Origin of the sequence: Amycolatopsis thailandensis (genome assembly GCF_002234405.1) — a bacterium.
GTDB classification, from domain to species: Bacteria; Actinomycetota; Actinomycetes; order Mycobacteriales; family Pseudonocardiaceae; genus Amycolatopsis; species Amycolatopsis thailandensis.
This window is the reverse complement of the sequence record NZ_NMQT01000051.1, coordinates 53,234-67,497: the sequence shown is the minus strand read 5'-3', so window position 1 is coordinate 67,497 and position 14,264 is coordinate 53,234. Positions and strand designations below refer to the sequence as shown.

The 14,264-nt window shown below is 63.7% G+C and carries 13 protein-coding genes and 1 pseudogene; 7 read left to right on the top strand and 7 right to left on the bottom strand.

Annotated elements, in window-relative coordinates; translation table 11 throughout:
* The first annotated feature begins 131 nt into the window (after positions 1-131).
* On the top strand, positions 132-947 hold the full coding sequence (locus CFP71_RS14905) for a glycosyltransferase (protein ID WP_093934447.1): 816 nt from the start codon (positions 132-134) through the stop codon (positions 945-947).
* 7 nt (positions 948-954) lie between these two features.
* Entirely contained in the window at positions 955-2,277 is a 1,323-nt protein-coding gene (locus tag CFP71_RS14900) for an NAD(P)/FAD-dependent oxidoreductase (RefSeq protein ID WP_093934446.1), read from the top strand.
* Here CFP71_RS14900 and wecB read toward each other — a convergent pair.
* Positions 2,243-3,373, bottom strand: a complete 1,131-nt coding sequence (wecB, locus tag CFP71_RS14895) for a non-hydrolyzing UDP-N-acetylglucosamine 2-epimerase (RefSeq protein WP_093934445.1) — start codon at positions 3,371-3,373, stop codon at positions 2,243-2,245. The genes CFP71_RS14900 and wecB overlap by 35 nt on opposite strands.
* A gap of 340 nt (positions 3,374-3,713) precedes the next feature.
* Between wecB and CFP71_RS14890 the strand changes: the two genes are divergently transcribed.
* The gene (locus CFP71_RS14890; RefSeq protein WP_244199681.1) at positions 3,714-4,478 is read left to right on the top strand and encodes a lysyl oxidase family protein; all 765 of its coding nucleotides are present in this window, start codon (positions 3,714-3,716) and stop codon (positions 4,476-4,478) included.
* Between the two features lie 250 nt (positions 4,479-4,728).
* Here CFP71_RS14890 and CFP71_RS14885 read toward each other — a convergent pair whose 3' ends face one another.
* Positions 4,729-5,079 carry a hypothetical protein gene (locus CFP71_RS14885; RefSeq protein WP_093934443.1) on the bottom strand — a complete coding sequence of 117 codons (351 nt, stop codon included), beginning with the start codon at positions 5,077-5,079 and terminating at the stop codon, positions 4,729-4,731.
* A 318-nt stretch (positions 5,080-5,397) separates the two neighbouring features.
* A complete protein-coding gene (locus CFP71_RS14880) occupies positions 5,398-5,745 on the bottom strand; it encodes a hypothetical protein (protein WP_093934442.1) in 348 nt (115 codons plus the stop codon).
* Positions 5,746-6,108: 363 nt separating this feature from the next.
* Between CFP71_RS14880 and CFP71_RS45590 the strand changes: the two genes are divergently transcribed.
* The 3 genes from CFP71_RS45590 to CFP71_RS14865 all read left to right on the top strand — a co-directional run bounded on the left by CFP71_RS45590 (position 6,109) and on the right by CFP71_RS14865 (position 8,732).
* The gene (locus CFP71_RS45590; RefSeq protein ID WP_093934441.1) at positions 6,109-6,426 is read left to right on the top strand and encodes a CGNR zinc finger domain-containing protein; all 318 of its coding nucleotides are present in this window, start codon (positions 6,109-6,111) and stop codon (positions 6,424-6,426) included.
* 254 nt (positions 6,427-6,680) lie between these two features.
* Entirely contained in the window at positions 6,681-7,211 is a 531-nt protein-coding gene (locus CFP71_RS14870) for a response regulator transcription factor (RefSeq protein WP_093934440.1), read from the top strand.
* 861 nt (positions 7,212-8,072) lie between these two features.
* Positions 8,073-8,732, top strand: coding sequence for a hypothetical protein (locus CFP71_RS14865; protein ID WP_093934439.1), 660 nt, complete (start codon positions 8,073-8,075; stop codon positions 8,730-8,732).
* A 217-nt stretch (positions 8,733-8,949) separates the two neighbouring features.
* Here the strand turns inward: CFP71_RS14865 and CFP71_RS14860 are convergent, their stop codons facing one another.
* The 4 genes and pseudogenes from CFP71_RS14860 to CFP71_RS14850 form a co-directional block, all read right to left on the bottom strand.
* Positions 8,950-9,840, bottom strand: coding sequence for a hypothetical protein (locus tag CFP71_RS14860; protein WP_093934438.1), 891 nt, complete (start codon positions 9,838-9,840; stop codon positions 8,950-8,952).
* A gap of 191 nt (positions 9,841-10,031) precedes the next feature.
* On the bottom strand, positions 10,032-10,802 hold the full coding sequence (locus CFP71_RS43515; RefSeq protein WP_208635957.1) for a hypothetical protein: 771 nt from the start codon (positions 10,800-10,802) through the stop codon (positions 10,032-10,034).
* A gap of 601 nt (positions 10,803-11,403) precedes the next feature.
* On the bottom strand, positions 11,404-11,667 hold the full coding sequence (locus tag CFP71_RS14855) for an ANTAR domain-containing protein (protein WP_093934494.1): 264 nt from the start codon (positions 11,665-11,667) through the stop codon (positions 11,404-11,406).
* A gap of 117 nt (positions 11,668-11,784) precedes the next feature.
* Positions 11,785-11,976: pseudogene (locus tag CFP71_RS14850) on the bottom strand (hypothetical protein); the annotation flags it as partial.
* Between the two features lie 871 nt (positions 11,977-12,847).
* Between CFP71_RS14850 and CFP71_RS14840 the strand changes: the two are divergent.
* Entirely contained in the window at positions 12,848-14,110 is a 1,263-nt protein-coding gene (locus CFP71_RS14840; RefSeq protein WP_093934436.1) for a hypothetical protein, read from the top strand.
* Positions 14,111-14,264 lie beyond the last annotated feature (154 nt).

The window sequence follows — 14,264 nt, the reverse complement described above, 5'->3', positions numbered from 1 at the left end:
TTCAGGGATACCCCTCCTTTCGGGGGACTTCGGGCGACCCTAAAGAAAGGGCTCAACATAGCCGAATATGACCTCGCGGCCGAACCGAGGTTTACCGCCGCGCGATAATTCCAGGAAGCCGAAGGGAAGACGTGGCAGCCATTGAGACCGCTCTGGCCACGAGAGCGGAACCGGGCCGGGAAAGGCCGCCGTCCGGCGGACGGGCGCACGTCGTCCTGCCCGCGTTCAACGAAGAATCGTCCTTGCCCTCACTATTGGAGCGTCTGTCCGAGACAGCGCTTACCGAGGTACTCACGGTCTGGGTCGTCGACGACGGTTCGTCCGACCGGTCCGCCGCTTTGGCCGAATCCGGTTTCGGCGGCCTGGACGTACGCGTCGTCCGGCACACCGTCAACCTGGGTCTCGGTCGTGCCGTGCAATCGGGCCTCCGCGCCGCACTGGAGGAGGCCGGTGACGACGACATCATCGTCGTCATGGACGCGGACGACACTCACGATCCAGGATTGATCCGCTTGCTGCGCGAAGAGATCATGGCGGGAGCGGACGTCGCCATCTGTTCGCGGTTCGTGCCCGGCGGCGACGACCGGACGGCGCCACCTGTCAGGCGGTTGCTGTCACGTGGAGCCGCTCAACTCTTCCGGCGCGCCCTCGATCTCGACGGCGTCCACGACTTCACCAGCGGCTACCGTGCCTATCGCGCCACTCTGCTGGCGAGAGCCTCGGCGCACTGGGGCGATCGGCTCATCGAAGAGCAAGGTTTCGCGTGCATGGTGGAGCTACTGCTCAAGCTCCGCCACTGCCGGCCGGTGATCCGGGAGATCCCGCTCGCCCTGCGCTACGACCGCAAACAGGGGCCGAGCAAGCTGAAACTCCGGCGAACACTCGGACAGTACCTGAAACTGCTCGTCCGCGACCGGCTCAGCCCGGCGCCCTACCGGAAGCTGTGATGTCCCGATGACCGCCCACTCCGCACAGGTCGTGGTGATCGGTGGCGGGATCTGCGGCCTGGCCGCGGCCCACCGGCTCACCCGGCACGGGCTACAGGTGACGGTACTGGAGGGCGGTGACCGACTCGGCGGTCTCGGTTCCTTCTTCTCACACGGGGGCCAGGCCGTGGAACGCTTCTACCACTGCCTAATGCCGACCGACGACGAACTCCTGGGCCTGATGGACGAGGTCGGGCTGAAAGACGCGGTGCGCTGGCGGAAGACGACGATGGGCATGATCGTCGAAGGTCGACGCCATCGATTCAATTCCCCGCTGGATCTCTTGAGGTTCACCCCGCTGCGTTTTCACGAGCGCGTCCGCTTCGGGGTGGTGTCTTTGTTGTTACGAAGGCTGGGAAGCGGCCGGGACCTCGACACACTCCGCACCGAGGACTGGCTGCGCGGGCTCTACGGCGACCGCATCTGGGAAGAGCTCTTCGCCCCGATGTTCGGCTCGAAGTTCGGGGCCTCCTTCGGCGATGTCCCTGCCTTGTACCTGTGGCAACGGCTGGGACGCGAGCGCAACGTCGCGACACGCGGATACCCGAAAGGTGGCTACCGGGCGATCATCGACGCGCTGCGGACGTCGATCGAGGAGGCAGGTGGGACGATCCGCCTCTCCACGCCCGTTCGCCGGATCGGAAGCACCGCCGACGGCTGCTCCCTCACCGTGGGCGACGGCGAAGTACTCGCGGCGGAGAAGGTGCTGTCGACCGTGCCGCTGCCCCAGTTACGGCTGCTCGCCGACGACGCGCTCGCATCACGCCTGCCCCAGAGCGATCTGCGTTACCAGGGGGTCGTCGCCGGAGTGTTCTTCCTCCGCCGGAAGCTCACCGGTCATTACTGGACACCCGTCCTGCGCTGCGGGACGGAATTCGACGGCGTGGTCGAGATGTCCGCGCTCACCGGGACCGACGCACACGATGGCTCACACCTGGTGTACGTCATTCGCTATACCGACCGTTCGTCTCGCCTCTACCGTGGCGAGCCTGACCGTATCGCCGCGCGATGGACCCTTCAGCTCAGAGAGCTCTTTCCCGAACTGCGCCCGGAGGATGTCGAGTCGGCGCGGGTGTTCAAGGCACCGTTCGTCGAACCGGTGCATCCTCTCGGATACTCCACCACCCGGCCGCCCATCGTGGTGGACGGCACAAACCTGTTGTCGGCGACCACAGCGCACGTGTATCCGGACGTCACGAGCTGGAATTCGAGCGTCAAGCTCGCCAACCGCGCGACCAGCCACCTCCTTGACACCCTCAGTCGGCGAGAAGCCGGTGAGCCGGCGCAGTGAGCGCATTCTCCCGCGGGAGCATCGTCTCGATCGCGTCCGCGATCCGGCGGCAGGCCGTTCCGTCCCCATACGGCGAAGGTATGAGACGAAGACGCTCACGATGCCCTTTCACGTCGTTCAGCCACATCGCGGCTTCCGCGCCGATCCTCGGACCGGGTGGCACGAGGACCCCGAAGGCACCGTTGATCTCGGGCCGCTCAGTGCTCCGGCGCACTACGATCACCGGACGTTTGAGCACACTGGCCTCCTCTTGGATACCCCCGGAGTCCGACACGATGAGCGCCGACTCGGAGGCGAGCGAGAGAAAGTCCGGGTAGGACTGGGGTTCGACTACCAGCAGCGGGACCAGGAGCCGGGTCAAGCCGAAATCCCGCACATTCTTGCTCGTCCGGGGATGCAAAGGAAGTACGACCGGCAAAGGCAACCTGCCGAGTTCACGCAGGATCCGTGCCAGCTGATCGGGGTCGTCGACATTCTCCGGCCGATGCAAGGTCGCGAGGACATAGCCGTCACCGCGAAGTCCTCGAACGGACAACTGAGCGCGTCGCTCCGGTGTGCTCGGGAGCGTTGTCTGCAGCGCTTCGACAATGGTGTTGCCCGTGACCGCGATCCGCTCGTGAGGAATATTCTCGGCCAACAGGTTCTTGAGATTGAGCTCCGTCGGCGCGCAGCAGAGGTCGGCGAGATGATCGATCAGCACGCGATTGTGTTCCTCGGGCATCGCACGATCGTGGCTCCGCAGTCCGGCCTCGACATGGACCAGGGGAAGCTCGCGGGCATTTGCGGCCAGCGCGCCGGCGAGCGCCGAAGTGGTATCACCCTGGACCAGCACCACGGGTCGCGAGTTGCCGGACAAAGCTTCGTCCACCGCGCTCACCGCTTGCCCCAATTGCCCGCCCCGGCTGACGCTGTCGATCCCCAGCTCCTGAAAACGCCGCGAGGGCACGAGAGTCGAGCGGATCCGGGAGTACAGCGAATCGTCGTAGTGTTGTCCGGTGTAGACGATGGCGCAATCGTCTCCGAAATACCGCATCAACGGCGAGAGCTTGATGAGTTCCGGGCGAGTACCGCATACCATCACGACGGGGGAAGACATACGATGTCCTTTCGACAGTTGCTCGCACCCGCAACGCTACTCGGTGAAGCCTTCGGAAAAGGGAATCAGTCAATCCATGGTGTGATCCCTCGTCGGCGTCGACCAGACAGAGTCACACTCGAACAGGGCGGCCGACAGGCCGCGCACAGAACGGGCCTCTCACTTGTTCAAGAAGTACCTGACGCTGGCGGCCGTGCTCGTCGTGGCCGCCACCACGACATCCGTCCCCCGCTCCGACGCGTCTTCGAGTCTCCTGCTTCCCGATCTCAGGCAAGCACCTCCGGGTTGCGCCGGCGGCCAAACCGGTGATCCTGTGCGCTGCGTCGACTGGGATGTCTGCATGGTCATCGATCCGGCCGCGCCGAACGGCCGTTGTGTCCTCCCCACGGCGGCGAAAGCCGTACGGCTCCGCTTCACCAGTTCCGAAGAGAACATCGGCGATGGACCACTGCTGCTCTACGGCCGGCGACAGGACACGACGCAGCACCGCATGTCCGTCCGCCAGGCTTTACGCAACACCAAAGACGGCTCCATACCGGACAGCTACGCCGCGGCCCAACGTCCCACCCGCACCTTCACGTACTACGAACCGGCCATGGCACACCAGCACTGGCACCTGATGAACTTCGAACGCTTCACGCTGGTCTCACAACAGGGCGAAGTCGTCGTCGCCGATCGCAAGAACGGTTTCTGTCTCGGTGATCGCTTCCCGATCGCCGACGCGGTCAAGCCTCCCCATGTCCCGGGAACGACCGGACCGGACGCGAAGCTCGCCGAACGCCTGCGCGCCAACAATTGCCGTCATCACGAGCCGGACGCACTCGACGTCGTCGAAGGCATCTCCGTCGGCTCGGGCGATGACTACAAGTACGACGTCGACTTTCAGTGGCTCGACATCACCGACGTCCCGTCGGGCACCTACACCCTGGTGAACACGGTGAACGGGGACCGGACACTGTCGGAGAGCGACTACGGCAATAATTCTTCCTCTGTCGCCCTGTCGATCGAGTGGCCGGACGGGTCTCCCGGACTGCACAACGTGCTCTCGCGAGCTCCGATCGTCCGATTCCTTCGCAGCTGTCCGGGGCAGGCACACTGCCCGTGATCACCTCGGCACCGGTCCCGGCAGCCTGAGGGCGATACTTGCCCCGGATCGGATGACTCGGGTGGCGGCGGATATCGCTTCTGGCAAGATCGAAAGCAGTTGCCGATCGGGGCGGCGAGAGGGCGGGGCCAGGTGACTCGGACCGTGCCGAGAGCCTGGCTTCTCCTGCACAGCCCGCTGGATCATGGCTCAGAACGCACGAAACCGCCGCGCGGAGAAGGTCCACGCGGCGGCTTCGTCTCGGGGTCGCTCAGTTCTCCTGAACCGTCCCGCCGTCTCCGATGATGCCGCTCGCGCAGTTGTCCGGAGTCGCACCTTCTGCTTCGGTCTGGCCCGGCGAGAGGACGGGAACGGCGATGCCTTCGGCGACGTCGCGGACGGGGACCTGGACGCCGAGGACGTTGACGTTGTTGTCGCACACGCCGCCGACGAGGTTGAGGTTGTGGACCGCGTCGAGGTTCTGCACGTTGGCGAGCCCGGTCTGGTCGTTGTGGTCGACCTCGTGGCCCGCGACGGTGATGCCCTGCGCCGAGGCGGATCCGCCGACGATCGCCATTCCGGCGGCGAGAGCGGTGGCGACGAATCCGAGCTGCTTGATCACTGTGTCCTGACTCCTTCGAAAAGCCTCACCGACGGTCTCGGTGGGGCACGGACCCGAACAGGCGCATCGAGGGCAGCCTGTATCGGGCTTGTCTCTGTTGGGTTTCTCGATGGCGGATGGGGCCGACCACCCCTGGGCGTGGTGACCGGCCCCACCGGACCGGCGTCGCCGCGGGTCACCGCGGTTTCGGGAAACGAAGCGAGAACGCGCAACGCTGCTCGTCTCCCGGCCCCGTCTCACAACGTCGCCGCGAATCGCCGGTACCCTCGACCCGGCCGGCTTCCGACACCTTGCGGGCGGCCGCGGCGAGGGGGACCTCTAGTTGCTCTGCGACGTTCCGCCGTCGATCACGCCACCGGAAGCGCAGTTGTACGGCGAGTTGCCCTGGGCCTTGGTCACTCCCGGCGAGAGAATCGGCACGCCGATTCCGTTCAGCGAGTCACGGATCGGGACCTGCACACCCAGCACGTTGACGTCGTTACCGCACACACCCAATGTGCCGTTGACATTGTGCAGCGCGTCGATGTTGTTCAGGTTGACCAAGCCGACCTGCTCGTGCACGTCGTAGACGTCGTAGTCACCGGGGGTCTCGGCGGAGGCGATGCCCCCGGTGATGAAGGCACCGGCGGCCATGGCGGCCGCGACGAAACCGATCTTCTTCAGCATGAAAGCTCCTTGAATCGACGGATGCGTCGGACAGGCGGCAATGAGGTGTTTCCGACCTGTGCCGGGAAAAGTACTGATTCGACCTGGGTGTTTCCACCTCGGACCACCATCGTGTAGGGGTCGCGATCCTCTGATCACGCGTCACGTAGCCCACTCGGGTTACGTGTTTCTTTTGCCGCAGGAGTTTCGACGACTGAGCGAGCCGGACGTCCTTTTGTGTAGCAAATATTGGCGTGTCAAGCGACCGGTTGGCGAAGGGAGACCTGCCAGGTCAAGATCGCGTCGTGTTGGTGTCGACCTACTTCAGCGACTGCCCTTGCCTCGATCTGACCGCGACCCCGGCATCGAGAATCTGGGCGACCTGTGGCAAGCACACTCCACGTGGCGCGCGAAGCCATCTCCCTGCTGAACAGCCCGCGCACGGCCCGGATCCGCGAGTGCGAGCACCCGGACTGCAGCCGGTTGTTCTGCGATCTCTCCCACGGCGGCCGACGGCGCCGGTGCGGCATGGGAACCTGCGGCACGAAAGCGAAGTCAGCTACCTACCGGCGACGAAAGAAGGAGCGGATCGCCGCCCTCCGACGGATGCCACAGGAGGCCGAAGGATCTGAAACTGGGCGAAAAATTAGACCGAACGAGGTCATGGCCGGCACGAGAACCAGTGCCCGGCTCACTCGGTAGGATTGTTCTTCCGGCCTCAGCCGGTCCGAGTTTCAGCGCTGCGCACGCGTCCGCAAGGCGCTTTTCGGGACTATCACCGGGAAAACCCGGGGGTGTAAGCCCAGCTCCTGATCGGCACATGTGTAATCTGCGGCACGACGCCGGGCCCTGCCTCTGACGATGGTTGACCACTTGGCGACCCAGCATCTTGGATATCGGAGGTCGGAGCAGTGGATGCTCTTGTTCTGGATGGCCGACGTGAAGCCTGCGGCCGCATGGCTCGTCTGCTCGTCAACGCGCCGGAGATACAGCGAATAAATTCGGCGATCACCGCCGCGGAACTGCTTGTCAAATTTCGCCTTTCGCCTGCCGACATGGTCCTCCTCAGCGTCCGCACACGCCCTGACGTACTGGCGGACACCATCAGGACACTGACCTCGATACGTCCTGCGACGAGGATCATTCTCTTCGGAGCACCCGAGTTCACCCCCCTCGCGATCAAGGCGATAGGCGAGGGAGCAGCAGGCTTCCTCGCCTGCGAAGCAAGCTCGACCACCCGCACGTCAGAGTCCGCGGCCATGCCGCACCCACGCACGACGTCCGAGACGGGTGCCGACTTGTCCAGACGCGAGATGGAGGTACTGCGCGGGATAAGCATGGGCAAGACCAACGGCGAGATCGGCAGCGACCTCGATCTGGCGGAAGACACCATCAAAACGCACGCACAGCGACTATTCCGAAAGCTTTCAGCCACAGATCGCGCTCACGCCGTCGTGCAAGGGATGCGAAGGAAACTCATCGACTAGCCGTTCTGCTCCCTTCGCCCCACAGCGAGCAGCGGCTCGTCAGCTGGTCGTCTACCTCGGGTCTTCGGCAGCGCCCGGCTGATCGCGCCGCTTCGCATCCAGACGTATCGCGTCATCCGGCATGACCCGCACGCCGGCCGCTCCCCCGAAAGACCGAATTCACCTGTCCGAGAGCACCCTGGTTTCCGCAACAGGAGTATCGTCTCCAGTTTTCCCCAAGCCAGGAAGTACACTCTTGGGATTGCTGATCTCGGATAACACTTCCACTCTGGAAATAGCGCGGCTAACCTTGGTCACGCTGACGAATCCGCGCTCCGAGCGCCGGGCCTGACACGAAAGCGCCCGCGGAAGGACATCAGCGAGAGAAGCGTCCCGGTCAGAGGTGCACCGGGGCGTTTCTTTTTTGCCCGAAGTGAGCGCGGTCCGGGACACCCAGTCCGTTCGGCGCGCAGTGTCGCATACGCGGCCCGGTCTCCGTCTCCTCACCCCCGTCACCAGCCGCAGAAGCTCGATAAGCAGATCACCCGCTTCCCGTCTTGGCCCGGGACCCCATCCGTACGTCGCGCGGGGACCGGATCGAACCTCGGACAACGGTACTGCCATGGTGTCGTCGCGACCTGAATAATGATGAGGATCGCGGTATCGAATGGGTATGATGACCAAGAAGATCTTTTGCTCGATACCGATCCAGGTAATGTCGTCGATCGGGCAGGCGTTCTGCTCGGAGTCGATTTTCGTGACTCGATTCGTGTTAGGTATCCCCAGCTCGAAAGGATCACAACAATCATGACTGGCTTGCGTAGATGGGCACTGGCGACTGCGGCCGTCGTTCCTCTCTCTCTTCTTTCCGCGGGTGTCGCGATGGCCGGTGGAGACCATGGCCCTGGCACGTTCGCAGGCAAGGAAACCTCCGCCACCTTCGCCGGAATCGGTGGTGCCGGGACGATTCACACCGCTTCCATCACCGACCACCACGGAAACCACTGGGCCGAGGAGAACGCCGTACTCGCCGGGCCGATGGGAGCCGTGGTCCTGCACACCAAGGAAGTCGAGTCCGGGACGCACCACGGCTGGCCCGTCGAAGACAAGCCCGGCCGCCCGACCTACCACCACGGAAAGCAGCCGGTAGCCCACACCGACGGCGATCGCGAGTACACCTCGAAGCGGCGTCCCGCACGGGTCCAGCCTGTGCAGACGACCCGTCCCGCCCCGGTGCGGCCCGTGCGGGAAGCCAGTCCCTCGCACGTCGCATACGCGGAATCAACCAAGACGGCGGACATGACCGGCGCGACGTCCTCGCATGTCGTGAGTCATGCCAGCGACCACCACGCCGCGTACGAGTCCAGCGATCTGTCCGCTGGTCCCGACGGTGCTGTCTCCGAAGGCGTGCAGGCAGTCGCTGCCCCTCAGTACTCGGCTTACCACAAGTGGTACACGGCGGCCGGGGAGAACGGCGCCATCAGCCACGACGTGAGCGCCGTGGCCGGCAAGACCGGTTGGTCCGGAAGCCACCGCGGGTGACGTCCGGGCCGAGCTCTTAGTTTCGCCGCCCAGCCCGCGTCTGCTCTCCCGTTTCATCTGTCGTTCCTACGCTCCTGCCGGGTATCGATGGGTGCGCGGCAAGCTGAACACGACAGGCCATCTGGTGCAGCGACAATGGTCGTCAGGGAGACGCAGACACACCAGGGGCCCGGACACATATCCGTGTCCGGGCCCCTTCTTCAACCGCAGTGACGCGTTACTGACGCGTCAGGGCCGTACCTGAGTTGGCCAGTTTCTGCGTGCTCATCACGCCCGAACTTCCCTTCGTCGTCAGAGAAGGCGCCACCGACCCGATGGGCATCCCGCCTCGACCGAGCACCGGAAGGCTCGGAATCAGGTGAGTGAGGTCACCGAGGACGGGCACGCCACCATTTGTGGGCAGCGTCGTCGGGAGCAGAGAACCGCCGTCACCCAGCGGTACTCCGCCCAGAAGCGGAAGTGTCGACGCGGGTGCATCGTCTCGCCGAGTACCCGATCCGGCCGACACGACCGGAGGATTGAGAACGGGGGCATCATAGGTGGTCGCCACCTCGGGCGCGTCAGCGTGGAGGGCGGTCACCCTGGTACCCGCCCCGGGATCAAACGGATCGGTCGTGACCGTGCCGGTCAAAGGAACCGACGGCGCGGAGGTAACCGGAAGCACGTCCCCCACAGTCTCCGCACGCGACAGGACCGGCAAGAGCGGGATCTCGTCGGCGCCAAGCTCTGCGCCGAGCGGCGCGTTGAGGTCCGGCTCGCGCACGTCGTCGGCGAGATCGCCGAGTTGCGGCGGTGCGACCTGGAACAGCTCAAGTGGCACCGCGTGAACCGGCCCCACCGGCGTCACGATCGCCGGCGTTCCATCCACGGTGTCCGCAATGGGCCGGACAGTGTTCTGGCTAGCGGTGTCCAGCTGCCGCAGCGGCTGTGCCTGCTTCACCGCATCGGCGAGACCACTCACCGCGGGAGCGAGAACGTGCTGGTCCAGCACCGACGCCGGCACATCGGGATCGACGTTCTCGGCCGCCGAGGCGATACCGGTGCCCAACATCAGCAGACCGCCACTCACCAGCGTGGCCTGCAGCGCGTACTTCATCCAATTCTGCATGACAAATACTCCTGGGTAATCAGTTGAGAGATGATCAACCGCGAGCCGCGGTATTGATCGAGAAGAAAGTGAAATGAAAGAGATTTCAGGCGAGCGAACGCCGATAATGGTGGCGCGCCAAAATGCCACCCTGACAGATTCGTCAAGACAGTGTGAAGCAAGCAGTCTTGGTGAACCCCGGCCGTGCCGGGTCAGGCAGGTGTGACGCCCGGCCGGATCATCGCCGACCGGACGGAATAGCGCTCCGCGGCATGCCTTACCGGCACCAACCGGAGATCCCGCGTCTCAGTGCCCGGCAGATCGCCGATACCGGCAGCGCCACACGCACAGCCCGCACTGGTATTCACCGAAGCCCCGCAGGTCAAGGTCGCCGACCACGGCGAACGCGTGGTCACCGCACCGAGATCCGGATGGCGCTCATGCGGGATTCGCGTCCTGTAGTCAGTCGCTCCACGCTGCCGAGATGGCGTTTCGGCTGTGGCCACGCCGTCACTCGCGTCACTTCGGATAGCCGACTCGAGTGAGGCGGCATCCGGACTCGCTTGCGAACCGGCGTTCACCGATGTTGTCGTACTTGCGTGATCACGAGGAGGATCAGCGAGCTCACGTAAAGCGATGGCGTCCACTACCGCGATCGCCGTGCGCTGAGTTTTGGCGACCGTTTCCGCCACAACGCCGACCACCGGATGTGCGAGCTTGGTGAGGTACTCCGGCGACACACCGGCACGGCTTAGGGAATTCCCCACCTTCACCGGTGTTTGCGCCAGCGACGGCACCTCGGTCGCCTCGATCAAGCGAGACGGCATTTCCAGCGCGGGTTCATCCGTTCGCAACTGTTCCGGCACCAGCGACTGATCATCCTCGACCGGATCCAGCTGAGCACTCGGAGCGGGCACACCATCGGCGGTATCGGCTTGCGCCGACACCGCACCTGCCAGCCATCCGGCGGCCGTAGCCGCCATAGCCCCTCCCACTACGACGAGCGCACGAGTCATCAGACGACCGACAAGCGTCGCGTCGCCCTTCCGACCGCCCACGTTCGACATAGCAGCTGACTCCACAACTGACCGAGATTCACAACCGGCATTACCGGACGACATCACGACCGACATCGCACACAGAGAATAACCACGTATCGCGAAATCGTTCCTTCAGCCCCACGTGCACGAACGCCGCACAATCACGACAAAACCGTTCGCAGCCTGCAAGTAGGGCCGTTGAACAGCAGAAACCCCGTGAGCAGTGTCATCGCTTCTCAGTCAACCCGTTCAGAGTCGTTACACTCGAATCAGCTACCACGAACCAGATAGGGCCGCATCGGTGGATAACACGATCGCGGGAATACTCCGAAGCCAAGTACGGTTTCGCCGAGCAAAGCATCGTCATAGCTGCGCCCGGCCACCCCGGATCCACCGCCGCTGAAGCCATTTCGGGAGGTCAACGAGCGACGATGGTTCCGTGGGCCCGGCGCGCTTGACCCAGGCCGCCGCTCAGGTCCGGGCCGGTGTCGCCGCATCAGCCGTCGACACACCCCGATATCTCACCCATCGCCGCACCAGATTTTCAGAGAAGGTTTCGCCCCAAAGCCCAGCCAAGCTCGGTGAGCACCTTCGCGGCGGTCGCCTCCTCGACTGGCGAAGGCTGTCTGATACCCGACGCGACCACCACCGCGGCCACTTCATGCAACTTGACGTTGGCACGCTGGGAAATCAACCGTAATTGACTGAACGCGTCGTCCGCGGGCTGTGACCACAGCAGCATCAGCATGCCCTTTGCTTGATCGATCACAGGTTGCGTGTCCAATGCTCTCCGCAGGTGGTCAACCATCGCCTGCAGGTCAGGGTTATCGCTCGGTGTGCGCACAAGAACCGATTCTTCCCGGTACGACCTGGCAACTGTCGCCCCATACCCGAATGCACCACACGGCACCTACTCCACCGAGGGCTATCCCGTGATCGGTGTTTCCGGCGTGGTTGTCCAGTCGGTTTCGGCTCCCGGCCGGCGGTCACCGAATGTGATGGCGAAGGCGTTGATCACTGGCTTCCCGCGCTTCGTCCATCGGGCGTGGCCCGTCTCTGTCGAGTCCAGGCTGCGGGTCACGAGGTACAGGCATTTCGTCGCCGCCTGCTCGGTCCCGACCCGCTCCGGCCCACCCACGAACTGCTCGCAGACCTCCTCGACGGCCTTCACGGCTGCCGTCTTCTCTTCCACGAATACTCCGAGCACGACGACAGAGACTTCGACGACGAGATCCACGGACTCGCCGAGCGGCTTGACAGCGAATTCGAAGCTACTGTTCGCACGGTGATGGTGCCTGCGGTCTGCCCCCTACCGGTGGCGGTCGGGTCGTGGGTGCAGGCGGCCACGGTGCCGGTAGCGTCGCGTGGCCAATCATCGCGCGTCCGCGTGGCAATGCGCGTACGGAAACACTCTTGGAACTGGCCTAGATCTCCGGATTCACCACCGGCGAGCACCGTCACACAGCTGCTCCTGTCGATGCCTGCTTACCGACGCCGCGACGTTGACAATGATCGGTCATCCGACTATCGACAGCGTCTAGCAGCGCTGAATATGTGCTGGTAACCTCCACACGACTATTACGCAAGACGTTCCTCCCACACTTGCATGCACTCCTTCCTCGCTGAGGCGACTCAGCAGTCGAGCATGAGCCTGTACCGCGTTGCGGCGGTTGTACGGACGCGGATGCACGGTACAGGCCGCCGTGTTTCGCCGGACAGTCTTCGGCGTGACATCTCCGTCTCCGACGAAGATCTTTTGGCGCACTCGCCGCATTGGCGCACACGCAATGAACCAGCGGGCTGTGCAATGTCAATAGAGGTCCTTGGTTCAATCGCCTGGCCGATACGACTCGTCCCGCATCCCATGCGCGACCAATGCCGAAGCCGGTGCCGCCATTCGGGCGACAAGCCCGATTGGAGAGCGGATGTGGTTGTAGCGTGACCCACGTCGCCCGTTGGGCCCGTCGTCAATCCTTGGAGGCACTCCAGTGGAGCCAGAGCACAAAGAGCTGAAACCGTTGTTGATGACCATGAAGCCGCTGTCCGAGCTACCGGATGGTAACGAAAAGCAATGGATCACGCTTGCCGCTGACCTGAAAAAGAACTTCGCGTCGGACGACGAAAGCGCTCCCACGAATCCCCTCGACCTTGCGGTGATTTACTACCGATTCGGGAAGAAAAGAACGATCAAGTACATGCAATCCGGGCACGACGAGTTGGCTGACCGGGCGGTCGACTTCCTTGAGTCTTTTATGCGCGCAAACGGGCAATGGGCATACCTCAACAACCAAACGTGGTACCGAGATGGCAGCCATCATATCGGAATCGATATCAACTACTATCCCAGCCGAGGACGAGAGACACTGACCCCTGGGTTCCACAAGGATACCGGCGGCAACAACATTTTCACCAACCTGATCTTCGACAACACGACGCCGATCGAGGCCACCGAGTGGTTCGTGGACATCGGGGAACCCAGCGACCTACGTGCGCAATGGCAGCGCAGACTGCTGCCGGAGTCGCATCTTCGCGAGTTGACGGAGCTACGCGCGGCTCTCCAAAAGGAGCACGCCGACAAGACACCGATGGTGGACGGTGGAGTGCAGGAGGGTAAAAATGTCTTTGTCTCCTGGATTGACGACCTGGTCTGGCACGCGACGCCGGCTACAGGGCAGCGGTACGACTATGCGAAAGATGCTGACGCGGTCCAATTGTACGCGGAGATCACCGACGACAGCGATGAGAACCGCGACCTATACAACGCCTTCCAGTATGCAGACAAAAAGCTCAACGCGGTCTTCTACCTTGTCGAGCTTCTCGCGACGCTCGCCGAGCACCCGGACACCCACATGGCACGCTGGCTGAAAGAAGAAAAGCTGGGTATCCAGGACGTCAATGTGGATGTGGTCGGGCGAGCGTGGAACGATCTGTACCGCGCCCATGACCCAGGACGGCCGAACGCCAATTTCGTCCACGACATCGAGATGCGCAAAAAGCTGGCCTGGCGGATTACCGGGCGCGCGTCCGAGGCGATCGCCTACGACGACCGTCTACCGAACGCCGACCCGCAAGGCATCAAGGAGCTACCGCATGGTCTGACGCAGCTGCGCAGGAAGAACAGCCTGGAATCCACCAGGCTGAAGGAGGTGGCCGCATCGAACATGAACAAGCCGCGCCGCTTCATCCGGACCTGGGTGCGTATCCTGCGCAACGACAACAAGGAACTGGCGACCGTGAAGTTCGACGGATAGCCACCCCGATGCCGCCGTGGACGTAGCGAGACGGGCGGCAGTACAGGATCGATACCCGCGTCCTGGACCGCTTCCGCCGGGGCCTGCCCGGCTACAGGTGGTCGATCCTCCAGAGAAGCCCTTGGGCCGGCGGCTCTGAGACCGTACCCGAACC